The organism is Clostridium sp. KNHs216 (assembly GCF_006714885.1).
GTDB lineage: Bacteria > Bacillota > Clostridia > Oscillospirales > Acutalibacteraceae > Caproiciproducens.
In genome coordinates, this window is the sequence record NZ_VFMF01000001.1 from 1,381,258 (window position 1) to 1,399,169 (window position 17,912).

Genomic DNA, 17,912 nt, shown 5'->3' on the forward strand with positions numbered 1-17,912 from the left:
GCGTTAGTGTTAAATATATGGATGAGTGGTTGATTTTGGCTCGGAGCCCAACGCGCCAAGCAGCTTCAGACCGACATCTCTGGCCGCTCTGACCGCCTGCCGTACGGCGCCGGAATCTCCCGTAAAGATAAGGATCACTTCGTTCGAGTAGCTGGTCCCGCCGTTGCCCGGAGAGCTGTAGCAGACCACGTCCACACTCGCCGCCTTCACGGCCACATCCGCCAGAACCGTGCCGATCGCGGCAGGGCCCGCGCAGGTCATGCCGAACGCTTTGCCCAGAGGAGAGCCGAACGCCTTTTCAAGGCACTGGCTGGCTCTTGCCGAATACTGGAATTCCAGATGTCCGGCATCATTCCCGTAAACATCGCCAAAGTATTTCGGAAGGCTGGCCAGGGCGATTTCCACCGCTCTTCTCGCATCCGAAACATCCTCCGCTCCGATATAGATCAAGTCGCCGTGACCGGCCCCGCCCTTCGTATCTCTGGGCAGTTCGATCGTGATCACTTCCGTGTTGGTTGCTTTGACGGCGTCATCCACCGCCATGATCTGCGGGCCTGCCCCCGTTCTGCCGCCGATAATCCCGATTGAACGGTATTTACCGAGCTTCATCACATCGACAAGCATCGGGTCCACGCTGGCGATGACCAATCCGATCGTATCGCCTACAGAGGTACCCACAAATTCTGTCACTCCCAGTGAACTGCAAGGTGTGCCGGTTTCCGCTGCTTTTTCCTCAGGTTTTATTTTCAGTTCATCGGCAACCTGCTGCACTACCTTATTGATTAATTGCTGGTCCATTGCCTATCCTCCGTTTCATTGAATTTTTTTAACCACCGATAATACATTCGAAGCCCTGCTCTTCAACCACGCTTTTTAATGCCTGTATCCTGTCAGGAGTCAGTGTCTTCACGTCCTTCATCAGATAGTCCCTGCCCAAAAGCTCGTATTTGTTTTCCCCGTAGGTGTGATACGGAAGCAAATGGATTGTCTTGATATTGTGTAATGTTTTCGCAAACCTGCTGATTGCAAGAATGTCCTCTTCCGTGGCGTTTACCCCGGGGATGGTGGGGACCCGGATCACTGTCTGCGTGATTTCGGACACCCTGACGGCGTTTTTCAGTATCAGCTCGTTGCTTACCCCCGTGTATTTTTTATGTGCCTCAGGATTCATTGATTTGATATCCATCAGGGCCAAATCCACATAGGGAAGCACCTTTTCAACCGCTTCGCCGTCCGCATACGCAGTCGTTTCGATTGCCGTATGCCATCCCTGCTCCTTGCAGGCCCTGAGCAGTTCCATTGTAAAATCGGACTGCACCAGGGGTTCCCCGCCTGAAACGGTGATTCCGCCGCCGGAGCGCCGGTAGGTCGTCGCGTCCTTTCTCAGCTCCTGCACCACCTGCTGCACGGTCATCCCGGCGCCTTTCAGCACCAGCGCGCCCGTGGGGCAGACATTGGCGCATTCTCCGCACCCAATACAAAGCTCCCTGTTGATCAGGCCCTTGTTGTTTGGATCGATCGCTCCCTGCCTGCAGGCTTTGATACATTTTCCACAATGAATACAACGCATTTTCTGATAAGTAATCACCGGTTTCAGCTTTTGGGATTCAGGATTACAGCACCATTGGCATGACAAAGGACATCCTTTTAAAAATACGATCGTGCGAATACCAGGACCATCATGTACGGAAAACCTCTGTATGTCGAAGACAAGTCCCGATGCGCTATAATTGATAGAATCCACCACCTACAACTCCCTTAGTTACATTTCATCAGCGCATGGAGCAATATCATCGCAATCAGAAGGTCTGCTCCGTGCGGCTGATGATATCGTCCTGCACTTCTTTTGCCAGCACGACAAACTGTGCGCTGTATCCGGCAACGCGTACTACCAGGTCCTTATACTGGTCGGGGTTTTTCTGGGCGGCTAGCAGGGTATCCCTGTCGACAACGTTGAACTGCACATGCATGCCTTTGTGGTCGAAGTAGCTTCTGACAACGGAGGCGAAGTTCTGCAGCCCCGTGTCCCCGGCGAGTGCGGAGGGCAGGAATTTCTGGTTCAGCAGTGTTCCGTTCGACGCGATAAAGTGATCCAGCTTGGCGACGGAATTCAGCGCCGCGGTGGGTCCCTTTACGTCCTTGCCCTGTCTGGGCGATACGCCGTCCGCCAAAGGCTGCTTTGCGAGTCTGCCATCCGGCAGCGCGCCGACGTCTTTACCGAACAGCACGTTGGCCGATACCGGGTATACGCCCGCCTGGAACTGGCCGCCGCGCGGATTGGTGTACTTCTGAACCTCTTCGCAGTAGATTCTGGCGATCTTGCGGGAAACCATATCGACTTCGTCAATATCGTTTCCGAAGCATTCTGTGTTGTCCATCAGCCGGAAAATATTCTCATAGTCGCCGCTGCCGGAGGAAGCTGCGCAGGTATCCTTTACGCCGCACATCTTCTGCAGGTCGGCCATATCGATATTGCTGGAATTGCCGAGGACCTTCCTGACGGCCTCATAGATCTTCTGCTCCGTAAGGGCATCCGCCGTGCTGCTGCAGGGATCCGCTCCAAAGGTTTTTTCGCCGACCGGACGGCCGAAGTTCGCGTCCACAGCTTCTTTCAGCTGGGCGGCGGTGATATCTCTGTCGCGGAACACGTGCTTATCCATCGCATAGACGGAGTCGCCGGAATCAGCGATACCAAACGCCTGCGGGCCGGTGAAGTTGTAAATAGCTCCGCCTTCCTGTACGGACCTGCCGCGCTTGATGCAGTCGTCAACCATAGCCGACTGGAACGGGAGTGGGCATCTTTCCGCATGGGCCAGGTCGACGCAGTTGTCGGCTTCCGCCAGATGCCTTACGAAGTAAGCCATTTCCTTCTTGAATGCATCGTAGAACTCGTCGATGGATTTCCACTGGCTCATATCCGGGACGACCGGGCCGAGCTGTTTGTCGCCGGCCTTGCCGCCGTGGATGGTGATATCCAGAACCTTGGCGACATTGAAGAACGCGGCGTCGTGCCAGCCCTCGGTCTTGTGCGGGCACTGCGGCTCCACACAGCCGATGATGCAGTAGTTGCGGGCGTCTTCCAGGGATACGCCCCTGTTTTCAAGCGCCGGAATAATCACTTCGTCATTGTACATTGCGGGGAAGCCCAGCCCGAGACGGGCAAGCTCGCAGGCCCTGTAGAGGAATTCGTCCGGAGTTCCCTGCCACACGCGGATGGAGAAGGAAGGCGCCGGCAGCTTTGTTTGTGCGCACGCCTCCATCATCATGTAGGAAACGTCATTGGTGGAATCCAGCCCGTCCTCCGTCTGGCCGCCTGCGCCGATGTTCTGGAACACCGCGTAGCCTGCGAACGCCTGAGCGGAAATTTCGTCGCGGGTCTTGTTGACGTCGTTGAGCTTGATCCAGATACAGTCGACCAGTTCCTGCGCGAACTCCTTCGAGATATTCTTATCTGCGGCAAGATACGGATACATATACATGTCGAAGCGGCCCGGGGAAATGGAGTGTCCGCTGGACTCGATCTGCATCATGCTCTGGATAAACCAGAAGGACTGGCAGGCCTCATAGAAATTGCGGGCGCCGTTTTCCGGCACTCTGTCGCAGTTGGCGGCGATCTGCAGAAGCTCGGCCTTTCTTGTGGAATTTGTTTCCGAAGCAGCCAGCCTTCTGGCTTCATCGGCATATCTGTGGGCGAAATTGATGGCCGCATTATAAGTAATAATCAAAGCATTGTAGAACTGCTGTTTCTTTATGTAGCTGGGGTCCGACAGGTCCATCTTCATCATGGCGTCGACCACTTCTGCGATGATCCCGCGGAAGCCTTTTTCCAAAATCTTGCCGTAGTCCACGCACACATGGCCTACGCCGCCGTAGAAGTAATTGCCTACCGTAAATACGCCGGCTGCCTGGCAGTCCTTTGTTTCCTGGGACATGTAGGAAGAAGCAAGCTCGCTTGTCGTCTTCCCGGGCCAGTACTTGAAGGCCTCATGCAGCTCCTGGGCGGTTTCCTTCGGAATCACGAACGGGTCCGCCAGCCTTGTGGCCATGGTGTCGAATTCCTTCTCAACCCAGTCAAAGGAAAATTCGGGGCAGATTTCCGTTGAGCGGGGATGCTTGGTGATGGCGCCGACGATCAGCTCGTCGTCACGGATGGTAACAGGAAGATTGTTAAAAATCTTCTCGTCCGCCTTGGCGCGTCTCATAATCGGGGGAAGTCCTTCCGTTTCCTTATAAGACTCCGTAACCAGAACCGCTCTTTCCGACTCAACATAAGGGGTTGCATCCAAAATCATTTTCTTTAGCTTTTCAACCCTTGCCGTTGGTTTGGAAAATCCTTTTTCTATCACTTTAAATACCTCCTTAAAAAAATTTGATCGACGAATTTTTAAACACCGAAGTCCGATTTCTTGTTTGATTATATACCCGCCTCTGCTTGACCGCACAATACTATCCAGACTCAAACAATGTAAAATTGAAACCAAAATGCTTTTTAAAACAAGTACATTTTATGAAATATCCATAAAAATTTCGGAACTTTATCGTCTGTGAAACCTTTATTGTTTTTACAGAAAAATTTTCTTTTCTCAAAAATCCGACATTGAAAAGGAAACCGAAATTCCAAGCAGATCGACAAAATCCTTCAAAATAGCCGTATTTCCCGGCCACGCGGGAGAGGTCACCAGATTGGCGTCCGCAACCGACTCATCCGCCTGCTTTTCGATATAAATCCCCCCCGCCATTTCCACTTCCGGCCGGACCGCCGGGTACGCCGTAAGCCTTCTGCCCCGCACCACGTCCGCCGCGGTCAGCAGCTGGACCCCGTGGCAGATGGCGGCCACCGGCCTGCTCAGCTTCATAAAATACCGTATAATGTCCAGCACCTCGTCGTTCAGCCGCAGATACTCCGGGGAGCGCCCTCCCGTCAGATAGAGCCCCGCGTATTGCTCGATCTGGAGTCCGGCAAAGGTGGCGTTGAGCACAAACCGGTGCCCCGGCTTTTCGGTGTAGGTCTGGTCGCCCTCAAAGTCATGGATGGCCGTTTTAATGGATTCCCCGGCCTTTTTGCCCGGGCACGCCACCTCGGCTTGAAGCCCGAACACGCCAAGGGTCTGAAAAGGAACCATCACCTCGTAATCCTCTGTAAAGTCCCCCGCCAGAATCAGTATTTTTTTCTGAATTTTGTCCATATTTTTCTCCTTCCGACCCACAGGTAAAATCAAGACTGATTTCCTGCAAAATTAAGACCTTCCTCCCACGGCAGAACGTCGCCGGGTTCCCTCAGATGGTTTAAAATGTCCGGGATGCCTTCCCCCGTCACGGAGCTGACGTGAAAGACCGTTTTGCACCCCGCGAGCCTCAGCCAGCTTTCCGCCAGATCGGGCCTCGCGCCCTCGGTGTCGATCTGCGTGACGATGCCAATCACCTCTCTGGTCGCTCCCGCCACGATGTTGGGACTGTACAGCGAGTAATTCTCCCTGGCGTTCAGCAGCATGCCCACTACGTCCGCCTCATAGGAATAAATGATCAGCGCCCGCGCCAGCTCCCTGTTTTCCGCGTACTCGCCGGGCGTGTCGATGATGACGTCGTAACGGTTGACATACTGCGTTTTATGGTACCGTATTTTTTCTCCCCTGAGCGCCTGCGTCAGGGTTGTCTTTCCGCAGCCGGTCCTGCCCACCAGCATTATTTTTTTCACCTTTGCGCCTACGCTTTCGTCAGGTTGCACACGGTAAAGCCCATGACGTTTTCCGCGTAATCCAGAACGGCCTCCAGCGCGGTGGTCACGTCCGATATTTTTCCGGTAATAATCAGCGTGCCGCTGAACCGGTCTATAAAGCCGATATCGATGCCGGATTTTTTCAGGGCGATGTCCGCGGCGATAATGGAGGTTTCGCTGGGGGACATGGTCAGAATGCCGATTGCCGCCTTGGCGTAGTCGATTCTGGGGTCCAGTCCCAGTTTTTGATAAATCACCGTATTGGGGCTCGCGATCACATGCGCCATGGTAATCTGCTTGCCCGGCACAATTTCCTGTACGATCCGCATCAGCTTGCCGTTGGATTGCTCCAAATCAACCAGTTTCACAAAAATCCTTCTTTTCAAACGAAAATGGAAATCCTATTAATATATACTATCATGGAGCAAAATGTATCCATAACACAAAACAAACCAATTCCCAGTAAATTTAAAAGGTGCCGAATTCTGTCCCCGAAGGCTTCCCCGCCGTTTTGAAAAAACAGCAAATCAGCGCGGCCGGAAAACTCCGGCCGCGCTGATAAATCCGGCTTTCACCGGAGCGTACTGCCTGAAACGCGGGAAACGCCTACATCATGGACTCGTAAAGAGCGATAATATCCTCCACCGTGGGGTCCTTCGGGTTGCCGCCCGTACAGGCGTCCGCCATGGCGGAGTGGGAGAGAAACAGGATGTCCTCTTCTTTGACGCCCACCTCGGAGACCTTCTGCGGAATCTCGACATCCCTGGAAAGCTGCCTGACCGCGTCAATGGCCGCCCTGCGGTATTCCTCCTGCGTCATATCGTCCACGCCCTGCACGCCCATCGCGCGCGCGATTTCACGGTATTTCTCTCCGGTGCACTCCGCGTTGTACTCCAGCACGGTGGGCAGGATGGTCGCGCAGGCCACCCCGTGGGGCGTATCGTACAGCGCGCTGAGCGGATGCGCCATGGAATGCACGATTCCGAGGCCCACATTGGAGAAGCCCATGCCCGCCACATACTGGCCCAGGGCCATTTCTTCGCGGCCCTTCGGGTCTCCGGCCACGGAGCTGCGCAGCGCGCGGGAAATGATTTCGATCGCCTTCAGGTGCATCATGTCGGTCAGCTCCCATGCGCCCTTGGTGATGTATCCCTCGATCGCGTGGGTCAGCGCGTCCATCCCTGTCGCGGCGCAGAGGCCCTTCGGCATGGAGGCGGACATCTCGGGGTCGATGACGGCGACCACGGGGATGTCATGGGGATCGACGCATACGAATTTACGGTGCTTTTCCTCGTCGGTGATCACATAATTGATCGTCACCTCCGCGGCGGTGCCGGAGGTGGTGGAAACAGCCAGAATGGGCAGGCACTTGTTTTGGGTCTGCACGGCGCCTTCCAAGCTGCGGACATCCGCGTGCCCGGGATTGGTCATAATCACGGCAATGGCCTTGCTGGTATCAATGGCGCTGCCGCCGCCCACGGCGATGAGGCAGTCCGCCTGCATCTTTTTGCAGGCTTTCACGCCGTCCTGCACGTTCCGGATGGTGGGGTTCGCTTTGATGTTATCGAACACCTCGTAGGAAACAGAGGCGTCGTCCAGCACCTTCATCACCCGTGTGGCGACCCCGAATTTGATGAGATCCCTGTCGGTAACAAGCATCACCTTCTTTAAGCCGCGGTTCTTTACCTCCGGAGCCAGCTCCGCAATGGCCCCCGGGCCAAAGTAAGACGTTTCATTCAACACGGTACGATAGGACATAACATTCCCTCCAATTTAATATTCCATCGAAACGGGCGCACGGCTTTTCGGCCGCCTGTCCGTAATGGTCACAGAAATTTTCCGTTCCCGGCTAAGCTGCAAAATGCTTCTATGCAATATTCCATGTCCAATATTATAGCAGCGCGGACGGAAAGATGCAGGTAAATTTAAATACTCCGTCCCTTATTTTTCCCGAAAGACATTTCGCTTCGGCAGAAAAACGGGGCCGTTTCAGTATCGCACCGAAACGGCCCCGCGGGAGATTTTGTTTATTTTACGTCTTTGATCGCCTGTTCGGCAAAGGAGGTATTGATCAGCTTGTCGTACGGAACCGTTTGTTTCAGCTCGCCGGCCTGGGTCATAACCTCCTGCAGAAGGGAGAACTCTTCCTGCTTTAAAATCGGATTGGGGCTCCACGCCTCGATATCCTTATAGTTCTTTGCGACCGTGGTCAGGAGCTTTACGTCCGAATCCGGGAAGGAGGGCGCGATTGCCTTTGCGATTTCCTCCGGGGTGTGAGAGTAGACCCATTTCTGTCCCCTGTAGACCGCCCTTGTAAAGCGGGCGATCAGGTCCGAATTCTTTTCGATATAGCTCTTCTTGGCACAGTACCCCGTGTAGGGAATCTCTCCGCTTTCCTTGCCGATGGAAGCGACGATGTATCCCTTTCCCTGCGCTACGATCTGGGAAGCCGCCGGTTCAAACATCGTCACATAATCCCCTGTGCCGTTGGTGAACGCCGGCCCCATCAGCGCATACTGGATGCTGTCGTCCAGCTTGGTGTCCTTCTGCGGGTCCAGCCCGTTTTTACGGATGACATACTGCAGAGTCATGTATGGCACGCCGCCCTTTCTGCCGGGAAGCACTACCTTGCCCCGGATTTTATCCCAGGTAAAATTCGGGTCCGGCTCGCGTCCGAGCAGGAAAGAACCGTCGCGCTGCGTTACCAGCGCAAAAATTTCCGCGCTGTCCGCCTTTCCTTCATTGTAAACATAGATGGCGGCCTCCGGCCCGGCCAGACCGATGTCGGCGTTGTTGGACAGGACCGTCGACATCACCTTATCGGTTCCCTCCGCAGTGGCCAGTTCAAGGTCGATTCCTTCATCCGCGAAAAAGCCGAGGTTGATTGCCGCGTACTGCGGCGCGTAGAAAACGGAGTGAGTCACTTCGCATACCCTTACTTTTACCTTCTCCTTATTTTCCGTCGCGGCTTTCCCGCATCCCGCGACCGCTGCCAGCATGACCGCAAGGCAGAGTGCAACGGCGGACCATTTCAGCACCTTCTTCATACTCTTTACCCCTTTCGTAAACTGTATTCGGGGAAATTCCCCTTTCCTATCGAATAATCTGCTTTATACCAGATTACGGTATTCTTTTAATGGCCGTACCAGTTCAGGACCAGCTTTTCCAGAAGCGCCACCGCCTCATACATCACGGCCGCAACAACGGAGAGAATGATCACGCTGGCCATCACAAGGTCCAGCTTGAAAACCTGGCCGCCGTAGACGATCAGATAGCCCAGCCCGGCCTTTGACACAAGGAATTCGCCGGCAATAACACCCACCAGGGAAAGGCCGATATTGATTTTCAAAGAATTGAATAAAGTGGAAATATTGTAGGGAAATACGACCTTTGTAAAAATCTGCCCTTTGTTCGCACCGAAGGTCGCTGCCATCCGGATATATTCGTTATCGGTATGGCGGAATCCGTTGAGCATTTCCAGCACGGTGACAATCAGCGAAATGGCCAGAGCCATAAAAATAATGGCTCGCGTCCCCGCGCCGACAATCACAATGATCACCGGGCCGAGCGCGATTTTCGGCAGGCTGTTCAAAACCACCAGATACGGTTCGCTCACCTTGGACGCGAAACTGCTCCACCACAGGGCAATCGCCAAAAGGGTGCCGAAAACGGCCCCCAGCAGAAAACCGACCAGCGTTTCATAAACCGTTACGCCCATGTGCATGAACAGATCGTTCTGCGCCATGTTCAAAAAGGTCTGCCAGATGCGGGACGGCTGGCTCAAAATAAAGCTGTCGATCCAGCCCAGCCTTGCGGTGATTTCCCACTGGGCAATAAAAATGACCAGAACGGCGATCTGACAGAAGCGGATCATCTGCTGTCTGCGTTTCTTTTTCTTCAGGTATTTTGTACGCTCTTGAGAAAGGATGGGTTTATTCATCGGCTGACAGCTCTTTCCATATATGATCGAAATACACTCTGAATTTCGGATTGTTTCTGCAGCTCAGAGGCGTTCTGTTTTCGTCCTCAAAATCGACTTCAAGGATTTCCCTTACCCGGCCGGGCCGGGCGCTCAGGACCATGATCTTATCGCCCATGCTGATGCTTTCGGGAATATCGTGCGTCACCATGACGGTCGTAACCTTTTCCTTTTTTAAAATCCGGTAGACGTCGTCGGTTACAGTCAGCCGCGTCTGGTAATCCAGCGCGGAAAAAGCTTCATCCAGCAATAAAATATCGGGATTGATCGCCAAAGTGCGGATCAGCGCCACTCTTTGCCGCATTCCTCCCGACAGCTGCGCCGGATATTTATCCCGGAACTCATAGAGTCCGTAGGTTTTTAAAAGCTGGACCGCCCTTTCCCTGTTTTCGGGGGAGAGCATCTTCCTTACTTCCAGGCCGAACAGTACGTTTCTGTAAATGGTCCGCCAGTCCAGCAGATTGTCGCGCTGAAGCATATACCCGATGTGGGGAGAAGTCCCCACGATTTTTTCTCCGTTTACAAACACTTCGCCGGCAGTCGGTTTCAACAGGCCGGCAATAATTGAAAGCAAGGTGGACTTTCCGCAGCCGCTTGGCCCGACAATGCTGACAAATTCTCCTTTTTCCACAACAAAGCTGATATTGTCCAGAGCGGTTATTTCTCCATTTTCCGCCTGATAAGTCGCTTCTATATTTTGAACTCGGAGTACGTCCAACGGTATCACCTCATCTTTGTGTTCATTTTTTCAAGGGACATGTGCGCATAAAAATAGTTCGCCTTTGGTATAAAATATGTAAAATAGAGAGATTTGTGAAAATACATCTGCCCGCGCGTCCTCATAAAACGAAGAATTTCTCTTCCGTTTTTTATGCTCCCGGAAAAAACGACGTCGAAAGGAAGCGCTTTCTGCCGAAGGAGCGGGGGAAATATCCGGTTGAAAAAAATGAAATCCGTGTTACTATAATAACGTACCTTTTGCCGGACTCCCGTCCGGCGAAATCGGAAGAGAGGACTTTTATGATTTATCTTGACTACGCGGCCAACACACCGGCCTGTGAAGAAGCCCTGCGGACGTTCTGCGACGTCACGCGGGAGTATATTGCGAACCCGAACTCGCCCCACCCGCTCGGGCTGGCGGCAAAGGAACGGCTGGACAGGGCGACGGAGGAAATCGCCGCCATCCTGCACGTAAAAGCGGAGGAAATCATCTATACCTCCGGCGCAAGCGAATCCAACAACCTTGCCATTAAAGGCGCCGCCGGACAGTATCAGGCATATGGCAAACACGTGATTACCACATGGCTGGAACACTCTTCGGTAAACGGAGCGATGGCGGCCCTGCAGAACCGCGGCTTTGAGATCGAATATGTGGACATCGATGAAAACGGCCTTGTGGACCTGGAGCATTTGAAAGAGCTTCTGCGGGACGACACCATTCTGCTCTCCGTCTGCTATGTGGACAGCGAAATCGGAATCCGCCAGCAGGTCGGCCAAATCGCCGAAATCCTGTCCGGCTATCCCCGCTGCCTGTTCCATGTGGACGCCACACAGGCGGCGGGGAAAATTCCCCTGGAAATAGAAAACGTGGATCTGGTGACCTTTGCGCCCCACAAATTTTATGGGCTGAACGGCTGCGGCGTACTGGTGAAAAAGGAAAACGTGCTGCTGGAGCCGCAGATTCACGGCGGGACAAGCACCACCCCGTTCCGCAGCGGCACTCCCGCGCTGAGCCTGATCGCCTCCACGGCGCAGGCGCTCCAGACGGCGGTGAAAAGCAGAGAGGAACGCTACGAAACGGTGTCGGGGATGAACCGGCAGCTGCGGGACGCTTTCAAAAAATATCCCAAGGTCCGCGTCAACAGCACAAAGGAGTCCGTCCCGTTCATCCTCAATATCAGTATTGCGGGAGCGAAGGCGGAGCAGTTTCAGTCGGCGCTGGCCGGGCGGGGTATCTGCCTTTCCACCAAATCGGCCTGCTGCGCGGCAAACACCCCTTCCCGACCGGTCTACGCGCTGACAAAGGACCGGCGCGCGGCGCTCTCGACCCTGCGCATCAGCCTGAGCCACCTGACCACGCAGGAAGAAAACGGGGCTTTTTTGAAGGCCTTTGACGAATGTTACCGGCAATTTGTAAAATAGAGGGACAATATGGAAAAATATCAACAGGTGGAAACCAGTATCATCAAAAAATACCGCAGGGCAATCTGGATTCCGTTTATCGCGGCCATTAAGGACTACCGTCTGATTCAGCCGGGCGACCGGATCGCGGTGTGCATATCCGGAGGAAAAGACTCCATGCTGATGGCGAAATGCGTCCAGCATTTACAGAAGTACAGCGATTTTCCGTTCGAGGCGGAATATCTGGTGATGGACCCGGGCTACAATCAGGTAAACCGGCAGCGGATCGTCGACAACGCCGAGGCGCTCCATATTCCGATTCGGATTTTTGAGACAAAGATCTTCGATATTGTGGCAAAAACGGAGCAGTCGCCCTGCTACCTGTGCGCCAAAATGCGCAGAGGCCACCTGTATAAGCAGGCGCAGGAGCTGGGCTGCAACAAAATCGCGCTGGGGCACCATTTTGACGACGTCATCGAAACGATTTTGATGAGCATGCTGTACGGCGCGGAAATCAAAACCATGATGCCCAAACTGCACAGCACCAATTTCGCCGGGATGGAGCTGATCCGCCCGCTGTACATGGTCAAGGAGGCCGACATTCTTGCCTGGCGGCGCTACAACGACCTTCAGTTCATCCAGTGCGCCTGCCGCTTTACGGAAAACTGCGTGCTGGGCGACAACGGCGGCGCTTCCAAGCGGCAGGAGATGAAAGAGCTGATTAAAAAATTCCGGAAGACCAGCCCGAACATCGATCAGAATATCTTCCACAGCATTCACAACGTCAATCTGGAAACGGTCATCGGCTACCGCAGGGGCGGCGAGCAGCACAGCTTTCTGGACGATTACGACAGCGAGGGCTGAGTTTCCCCTGAATCAGCACTCTCACGGAAAATTCAACCCGACTTCACCTTCCGGTCACAGCGGCAGGATATCCTAAACAGTATCAACATGGATTGGATTGTGAAGTGAAAGCATGAAAAATCTACACGTTTTCAGGGACTTTATCAGAAGCCCCTTTCAGAAAAAATATCGGTACGTTTACGCGCTGGCGGCGATTGCCGCACTGTCCTTCGGACTGAATTTTTACGCAATCTCCCGGCTGGGATACGGGAACGCCTACTACGCGGCCGCAATCAAAAGCATGACGCAGAGCTTTCATAATTTTTTCTTTGTCTCTTTTGACCCTGCCGGGGTGGTGTCGGTCGACAAGCCGCCGCTTGCCCTGTGGATACAGGCGCTTTTCGTGCTGGTATTCGGCTACCACGGCTGGGCGATGCTTTTGCCGCAGGCGCTGGCCGGAACCGGGGCGTGCCTGATGATGTACGTTCTGGTTTCGAGATATTCCGGCCGTCCGGCAGGTCTGATTTCCGCTCTGGTCCTTGCGCTGACCCCCGCCGTCGTCGTGGCTTCGCGCAACAACACCATGGATATGCAGCTCGTCTTTGTCCTGCTTATTGCGGTCCGGTACCTTTTTAAAGGAATCGAGACCGGAAAATGGCGCAGCCTGTTTGCGGCCGCCCTGTTTGTAGGGCTGGGCTTCAACATCAAAATGCTGCAGGCCTATATGATTCTTCCGGCAATGGGCATCGTTTATCTCCTGTTCTCCAGAGAAAAGATCTGGCGGCGGATTCTGGCGAGCGTGATCAGCCTCGTCATCGTCGCCGTCGTATCGTTTGCCTGGGTGATCGCGGTGGACCTGTATCCGTCCGAAAGCCGTCCTTACATCGGCAGCTCTACGGACAACACGGTCATGGAGCTGATCGTCGGCCATAACGGCCTTGAGCGGATTTACGGCGGCGGGGGCGGAAACTTTGGCGGAACCGGGACCGGCGGCGGTTTCCAGGGCGGCGGCCGTTTTGACGGCAGCGGAGGCCAGGACGGAAACGGACAGCCCGACGGAAACGGGCAGGGGGCGCCGAACCGCTCCCGGGACGGCAGCACGGGCAACGGCGCGCCGCCTTCCATGAACGGGCAGGACGGCACGGGCCGGACCGACGGGATGGCGCGGGGCGGCCAGACACGGGGCGCGGTTGGCAATGACATCGGCACCGCGGGCGTGCTGCGGCTGTGGACCGACAGCATGTACGGCCAGGCTTCCTGGCTGATCGTGCTGGCTCTGTTCTGCATTGCGGCCTCCCTGCGGAAATGGAGCCTGAAAAAGCCGGACATCCGGCAGGGCGCGCTGCTTTTCTGGGTCCTCTGGCTTGTTACCATGCTGGCTTTTTTCAGCTTTGCGAGCTTCTACCATCGGTATTATCTGTGCATGCTGGCGCCCGGAATCGCCGCGCCGGTCGGAATCGGCTTTGTTGAAATGCTGAAAGCTTACCGCTCGAAATCCGGCTGGAGGCAATGGCTGCTCCCCGTCTCTTTTCTTGCGACCTTCGCCATAGAAGGGTGGTATGTGTGGAGCTACTCCGATCTAAGGACATGGCTGATTCCCGTTATGGTTGTCGCCGGCTCCGCCGCGCTGTTTCTGATGCTCCTTCATTTCTTCCGCCCGAAACGGCTTACGCTTTTTGCCGCGGCGGGATGTATGCTTGCCGCCATGCTGGCGGGACCGCTTTACTGGTCGCTGACCACGGTGCTCTATGTTCCCCAGAACGTGACCATGCCCTATGCCGGGCCGGAGCTTGCCTCGACGGAGGAGACCCAGGGCATGACGCCGAATCAGGAGACCTTCACCGTAAGCGACAGCAATACCCTTGCCCTTGAAAACTATCTGGTGGCGCATTACAAGGAAGGCAGCTATCTGGTCGTTGGCCAGAAAGCGAACGACGTCGCGGCCTTTATCGTGGACACGGGCCTGCCCGCGGTCGCCTACGGCGGTTTTCTGGGATCGGATGAGGCGCTGACCCTCAACAAGCTGAAACAGCTGGTCAGCGAAGGGAAAGTCACCTACTTCCTTGTGTCGGAGCAGAGCGGAACGGCGAGAGGCTCCAACTCCGAAATCGACTCCTATGTAAAGGAAAACGCGGTGCTCGTTGACCCCTCCGAATACGGCGGAGACACCGGGTCCTCCGCGTCCGGCACACAGTCGTCTTACTCCCTCTACTGCTTTCAGCAGTCGTAAGTAAGGACTGTGCCGCTATAAAGGCTTTCGGGACAAAAAAACAGGCGCAGGCTTCGGGCGGTCCTTTCGGACTCCGGGGCCTGCGCCTGATCTGTTATAAACGGTTCTAATCGATTTTGCTTTCCACCTGTGATTTTAAGGCGCTCGCTATTTTCATCAAAAACGGCGGCAGCGCCACACCGATATCGGATATGTTTTCCAGAATGCTGATGACCTCGTTGCAGATCAGCCACACCGCGGCAAGCGACGCGACAGCAAAGCCGAAATGCAGCTCCGTTCCGGCCCGCTGCGCCGCATACGCAAGCAGGCAGTCCAGAATTGCGCCCACCGCCACCAGAAGCCACATGCTTATTTTTTTCGCAATCCCGCGAAAGCTTTTGTAGCTGCTGATCTTCTGGTCGCGGAATTTCGCCGCGGCCAGACCGGTAGCGTAGTCAATGACGTTTACCGCCGCGAGCAGCAGCACCGGAACGGCCAGCACCCCCAGCCACGCGGACAGCGCAGCGAATATCGCGATAACGGCCGCTTTCCATTTCTCCATTTCTTATCCCCTCTCTACTGAATTTTGAACTTGAAGCGCCGCAGGGGCTTTTCGCCGGATACGGAGGTATAGATCCCCGTCTCCTGTCCGGACTGTCCCACGGCCACCACCGCAAACAACTGAATGTTCCCGGTGCGGGGGAACGGCACGATGGTCGCGACCCCGCCCGTCCCGGCGGTAAGAGTCACCGGCTGGGGGGACGTGGTTTTTACAACATAGTACGTCCCATGCGCGTAGGAAATATCCATTGTGGTATCGATCTCCACAATGGTACTCACCTGCACCGGGTAACCGTTATAGCCTCCGGCGGGGATGATGGCCGGATAATTCTGAAAGGACTCATCCATGTCCACTTTTCCGCCGATGCCCGGAACCGTCCCCGTGGAGCTGGTCTGCCGGATGGCGCAGGGATAATCCGGCTCCCCGCTGTAATCGGCGAGCCACACGTCATAGGCCTTTAAAGTAGCCGCGCTGAATCTGCCTGACCGGATGAAATCATTGTTCGTATAAAGCGCGACATACCATCCGTCCGCCTTCATCCGCTCCAGAAACGCGCGGCCCATGCCGTCGATCTGGGCATTGTCCGGATTGACGCCCTGTTCGTTTGCGTAGCGGATCGAATCGTACTCGTAATCAAACGCGATCGGAAAGTCCAGCTTCCCTTTATAGGGATCAAGGACCTTCTTACAGACCTCCGCCTCGGTCTGGGCGTCCACCGCGGACACCGCGTAGCTGAACCAGTATGCGCCGACATGCAGATCGTGGGAAAGCGCACCCCGGACATTTTCTTCAAATTTGGGGTCCTTCTGGCTGATCAGATTTCCGTATCCGGCGCGGACCATTACAAATTCGATTCCGGAAGCCGCCACCCTGCCCCAGTCAATGGTGCCGTTGTGCTTACTGACATCGATACCCTTCATTGTTGCCCTCCATTCAAATCACTCTATATCACAGTAATATTCAGGATAAAATGGCACTGTTCAGGCTAATTTTTGAAATGTTTTTTATCGCTTGCAAAGAATGGCGTGCCGTAATTTTCAGAGGGAAAACATCGCATAAAAAACGCACCCAGACGGGCTTTCAAGCCGTTCCGGATGCGTTGGGATTTTATGAAATTCTATAATGTGAATTTTTTTCACTTATGCGATGTGCAGGCGGATTTTCAAATTACAGTGTGACAAAAACCGGTTCATGCTCTACAAAGGGAAGGAATTTTTCAAGCAGGTCGGCTGTCCTGATTTTCAGGCTGGAGGTATTGATGCACGGATGGCACCCGAAATATTCAGACTGCGCCACCTCCCGGTCAATCAGCAGCCGGACACGCTTTCCAGCGTCGTTCATCAGGCCCATCACGCTGACGGAGCCCGGCGTGACCTTCAGATATTCTTCCATGCGTTCGGCGTCTGCAAAAGACAGGCGGGAGCTGCCGATCTGCGCGGAAAGATCTTTCGTACGAAACTCCTTCTTGCCCGGCATCATCAGAAGATAAAAGTCCGTTTTCTGCCGGTTGCACAGGAACAGGTTTTTGCAGATATCCACCCCGAGGATTTCCCCCACCTCGTCGCAGAAGTCTACATGACCGGCGGCGTCGTGGTCAATGCGGGTATAAGGGATTTCCAGCCTGTCCAGCAGGTCATAGACCGCCGTCTCTCTCGGAAGCCGCTCATCCGCGGGCTTTGACGTATACAGGACGGGGTCAATTCGTATCGAACACAAGGTTATCATCCTCCGGTTTTGCCGATCAGCGGCGTACTGTCATAAATTTTACGGCAATTTTGCAGATTAGTCAAGAAAAGGGGCTTAAAAGTGTTCTGCCTACTTGACAGAATCCATTTGCGGTTATATAATGACTGTAAATTCACTGATTTAGGAGTTATTGAAATGAAAAAAACAGCCCGCCAGCTGCAAAAAGAGCAGACAAGGGAGCTTTTAATCAAAACAGCCTTTGAAATATTCTCTGAACGCGGCTTTCTCAGTACCAGAATTTCCGATATCGCCGGGGCGGCGGGAGTTTCCCACGGCACGGTATTCGTTCATTTCCCGTCGCTGGACGCACTCATGGCGGAAGTGATCGAAGTGTATGTCGGGAAAACAGCACAGCGTACACACGAGCTTGCGGATTCCGGCCAAACCCTGCGGGAAGTGCTCCGCGCCCATCTGGACGGCATCCGGGAATACGAGCCGTTTTACACCGCGCTTGTCACGGAAAACCGTCTGCTTCCCACACAGGCCCGAGACGCCTGGATTTCGCTGCAGTCCGTAATCTCCCTGCATTTCAGCCGGGCAGCGGAGCGGGAAATGGAAACCGGAAAAATCCTTCGGATGCCCGTTTCCCTGCTTTTCAATTTATGGCTGGGGCTGATCCACCACTATCTTGCCAACGCGGACCTGTTCGCCCCCGGCGGAAAGGTCATTGACAGGTACGGCGAAACGCTGATCGACACTTATCTGAAAATGGCGGAATCAAAAAGGAGCTGAAGAC

17 protein-coding genes are annotated in these 17,912 nt (G+C 54.5%); 4 read left to right on the forward strand and 13 right to left on the reverse strand.

Features of this window, described 5'->3' with window-relative positions:
* Positions 1 to 9 precede the first annotated feature (9 nt).
* The 10 genes from pduB to LY85_RS06680 form a co-directional block, all read right to left on the reverse strand.
* The gene (gene pduB / locus LY85_RS06635) at positions 10 to 798 is read right to left on the reverse strand and encodes a propanediol utilization microcompartment protein PduB (RefSeq protein WP_141825983.1); all 789 of its coding nucleotides are present in this window, start codon (positions 796 to 798) and stop codon (positions 10 to 12) included.
* A 28-nt stretch (positions 799 to 826) separates the two neighbouring features.
* Positions 827 to 1,747: a glycyl-radical enzyme activating protein gene (locus tag LY85_RS06640; protein ID WP_141825984.1), complete on the reverse strand. Its 921-nt coding sequence runs from the start codon at positions 1,745 to 1,747 to the stop codon at positions 827 to 829.
* 52 nt (positions 1,748 to 1,799) lie between these two features.
* Complete coding sequence (locus LY85_RS06645) at positions 1,800 to 4,346, reverse strand: glycyl radical protein (protein ID WP_038325421.1); 2,547 nt, start codon at positions 4,344 to 4,346, stop codon at positions 1,800 to 1,802.
* 237 nt (positions 4,347 to 4,583) lie between these two features.
* Positions 4,584 to 5,186: a DJ-1/PfpI family protein gene (locus LY85_RS06650; RefSeq protein ID WP_141825985.1), complete on the reverse strand. Its 603-nt coding sequence runs from the start codon at positions 5,184 to 5,186 to the stop codon at positions 4,584 to 4,586.
* 29 nt (positions 5,187 to 5,215) lie between these two features.
* Positions 5,216 to 5,695: a EutP/PduV family microcompartment system protein gene (gene eutP / locus LY85_RS06655; protein ID WP_038326300.1), complete on the reverse strand. Its 480-nt coding sequence runs from the start codon at positions 5,693 to 5,695 to the stop codon at positions 5,216 to 5,218.
* An 8-nt stretch (positions 5,696 to 5,703) separates the two neighbouring features.
* Complete coding sequence (locus tag LY85_RS06660; RefSeq protein ID WP_141828003.1) at positions 5,704 to 6,045, reverse strand: BMC domain-containing protein; 342 nt, start codon at positions 6,043 to 6,045, stop codon at positions 5,704 to 5,706.
* 277 nt (positions 6,046 to 6,322) lie between these two features.
* Positions 6,323 to 7,474 carry a lactaldehyde reductase gene (gene fucO, locus LY85_RS06665; RefSeq protein ID WP_141825986.1) on the reverse strand — a complete coding sequence of 384 codons (1,152 nt, stop codon included), beginning with the start codon at positions 7,472 to 7,474 and terminating at the stop codon, positions 6,323 to 6,325.
* Between the two features lie 269 nt (positions 7,475 to 7,743).
* On the reverse strand, positions 7,744 to 8,763 hold the full coding sequence (locus LY85_RS06670; RefSeq protein ID WP_141825987.1) for an ABC transporter substrate-binding protein: 1,020 nt from the start codon (positions 8,761 to 8,763) through the stop codon (positions 7,744 to 7,746).
* Between the two features lie 86 nt (positions 8,764 to 8,849).
* Positions 8,850 to 9,656: an ABC transporter permease gene (locus LY85_RS06675; RefSeq protein WP_038325426.1), complete on the reverse strand. Its 807-nt coding sequence runs from the start codon at positions 9,654 to 9,656 to the stop codon at positions 8,850 to 8,852.
* Complete coding sequence (locus LY85_RS06680) at positions 9,649 to 10,413, reverse strand: ABC transporter ATP-binding protein (RefSeq protein ID WP_038325427.1); 765 nt, start codon at positions 10,411 to 10,413, stop codon at positions 9,649 to 9,651. The genes LY85_RS06675 and LY85_RS06680 overlap by 8 nt, the downstream gene beginning before the upstream one ends.
* Before the next feature lie 302 nt (positions 10,414 to 10,715).
* Here LY85_RS06680 and LY85_RS06685 point away from each other — a divergent pair, with 302 nt between their 5' ends.
* The 3 genes from LY85_RS06685 (at position 10,716) to LY85_RS06695 (ending at position 14,889) form a co-directional block, all read left to right on the forward strand.
* The gene (locus tag LY85_RS06685; RefSeq protein WP_141825988.1) at positions 10,716 to 11,837 is read left to right on the forward strand and encodes a cysteine desulfurase family protein; all 1,122 of its coding nucleotides are present in this window, start codon (positions 10,716 to 10,718) and stop codon (positions 11,835 to 11,837) included.
* Positions 11,838 to 11,846: 9 nt separating this feature from the next.
* Positions 11,847 to 12,680, forward strand: a complete 834-nt coding sequence (locus tag LY85_RS06690; RefSeq protein ID WP_141825989.1) for an ATP-binding protein — start codon at positions 11,847 to 11,849, stop codon at positions 12,678 to 12,680.
* 112 nt (positions 12,681 to 12,792) lie between these two features.
* Positions 12,793 to 14,889: a glycosyltransferase family 39 protein gene (locus LY85_RS06695; protein WP_141825990.1), complete on the forward strand. Its 2,097-nt coding sequence runs from the start codon at positions 12,793 to 12,795 to the stop codon at positions 14,887 to 14,889.
* Positions 14,890 to 14,995: 106 nt separating this feature from the next.
* On the opposite strand, the gene LY85_RS06700 is transcribed toward LY85_RS06695, so the two are convergent.
* From LY85_RS06700 to LY85_RS06710, 3 genes are all read right to left on the reverse strand, one after another.
* Positions 14,996 to 15,430, reverse strand: coding sequence for a phage holin family protein (locus LY85_RS06700; RefSeq protein WP_038325429.1), 435 nt, complete (start codon positions 15,428 to 15,430; stop codon positions 14,996 to 14,998).
* Between the two features lie 14 nt (positions 15,431 to 15,444).
* The gene (locus LY85_RS06705) at positions 15,445 to 16,350 is read right to left on the reverse strand and encodes a glycoside hydrolase family 25 protein (protein ID WP_141825991.1); all 906 of its coding nucleotides are present in this window, start codon (positions 16,348 to 16,350) and stop codon (positions 15,445 to 15,447) included.
* 247 nt (positions 16,351 to 16,597) lie between these two features.
* On the reverse strand, positions 16,598 to 17,146 hold the full coding sequence (locus LY85_RS06710; protein WP_141825992.1) for a prolyl-tRNA synthetase associated domain-containing protein: 549 nt from the start codon (positions 17,144 to 17,146) through the stop codon (positions 16,598 to 16,600).
* Between the two features lie 165 nt (positions 17,147 to 17,311).
* Between LY85_RS06710 and LY85_RS06715 the strand changes: the two genes are divergently transcribed.
* Positions 17,312 to 17,908: a TetR/AcrR family transcriptional regulator gene (locus LY85_RS06715; protein WP_141825993.1), complete on the forward strand. Its 597-nt coding sequence runs from the start codon at positions 17,312 to 17,314 to the stop codon at positions 17,906 to 17,908.
* Positions 17,909 to 17,912 lie beyond the last annotated feature (4 nt).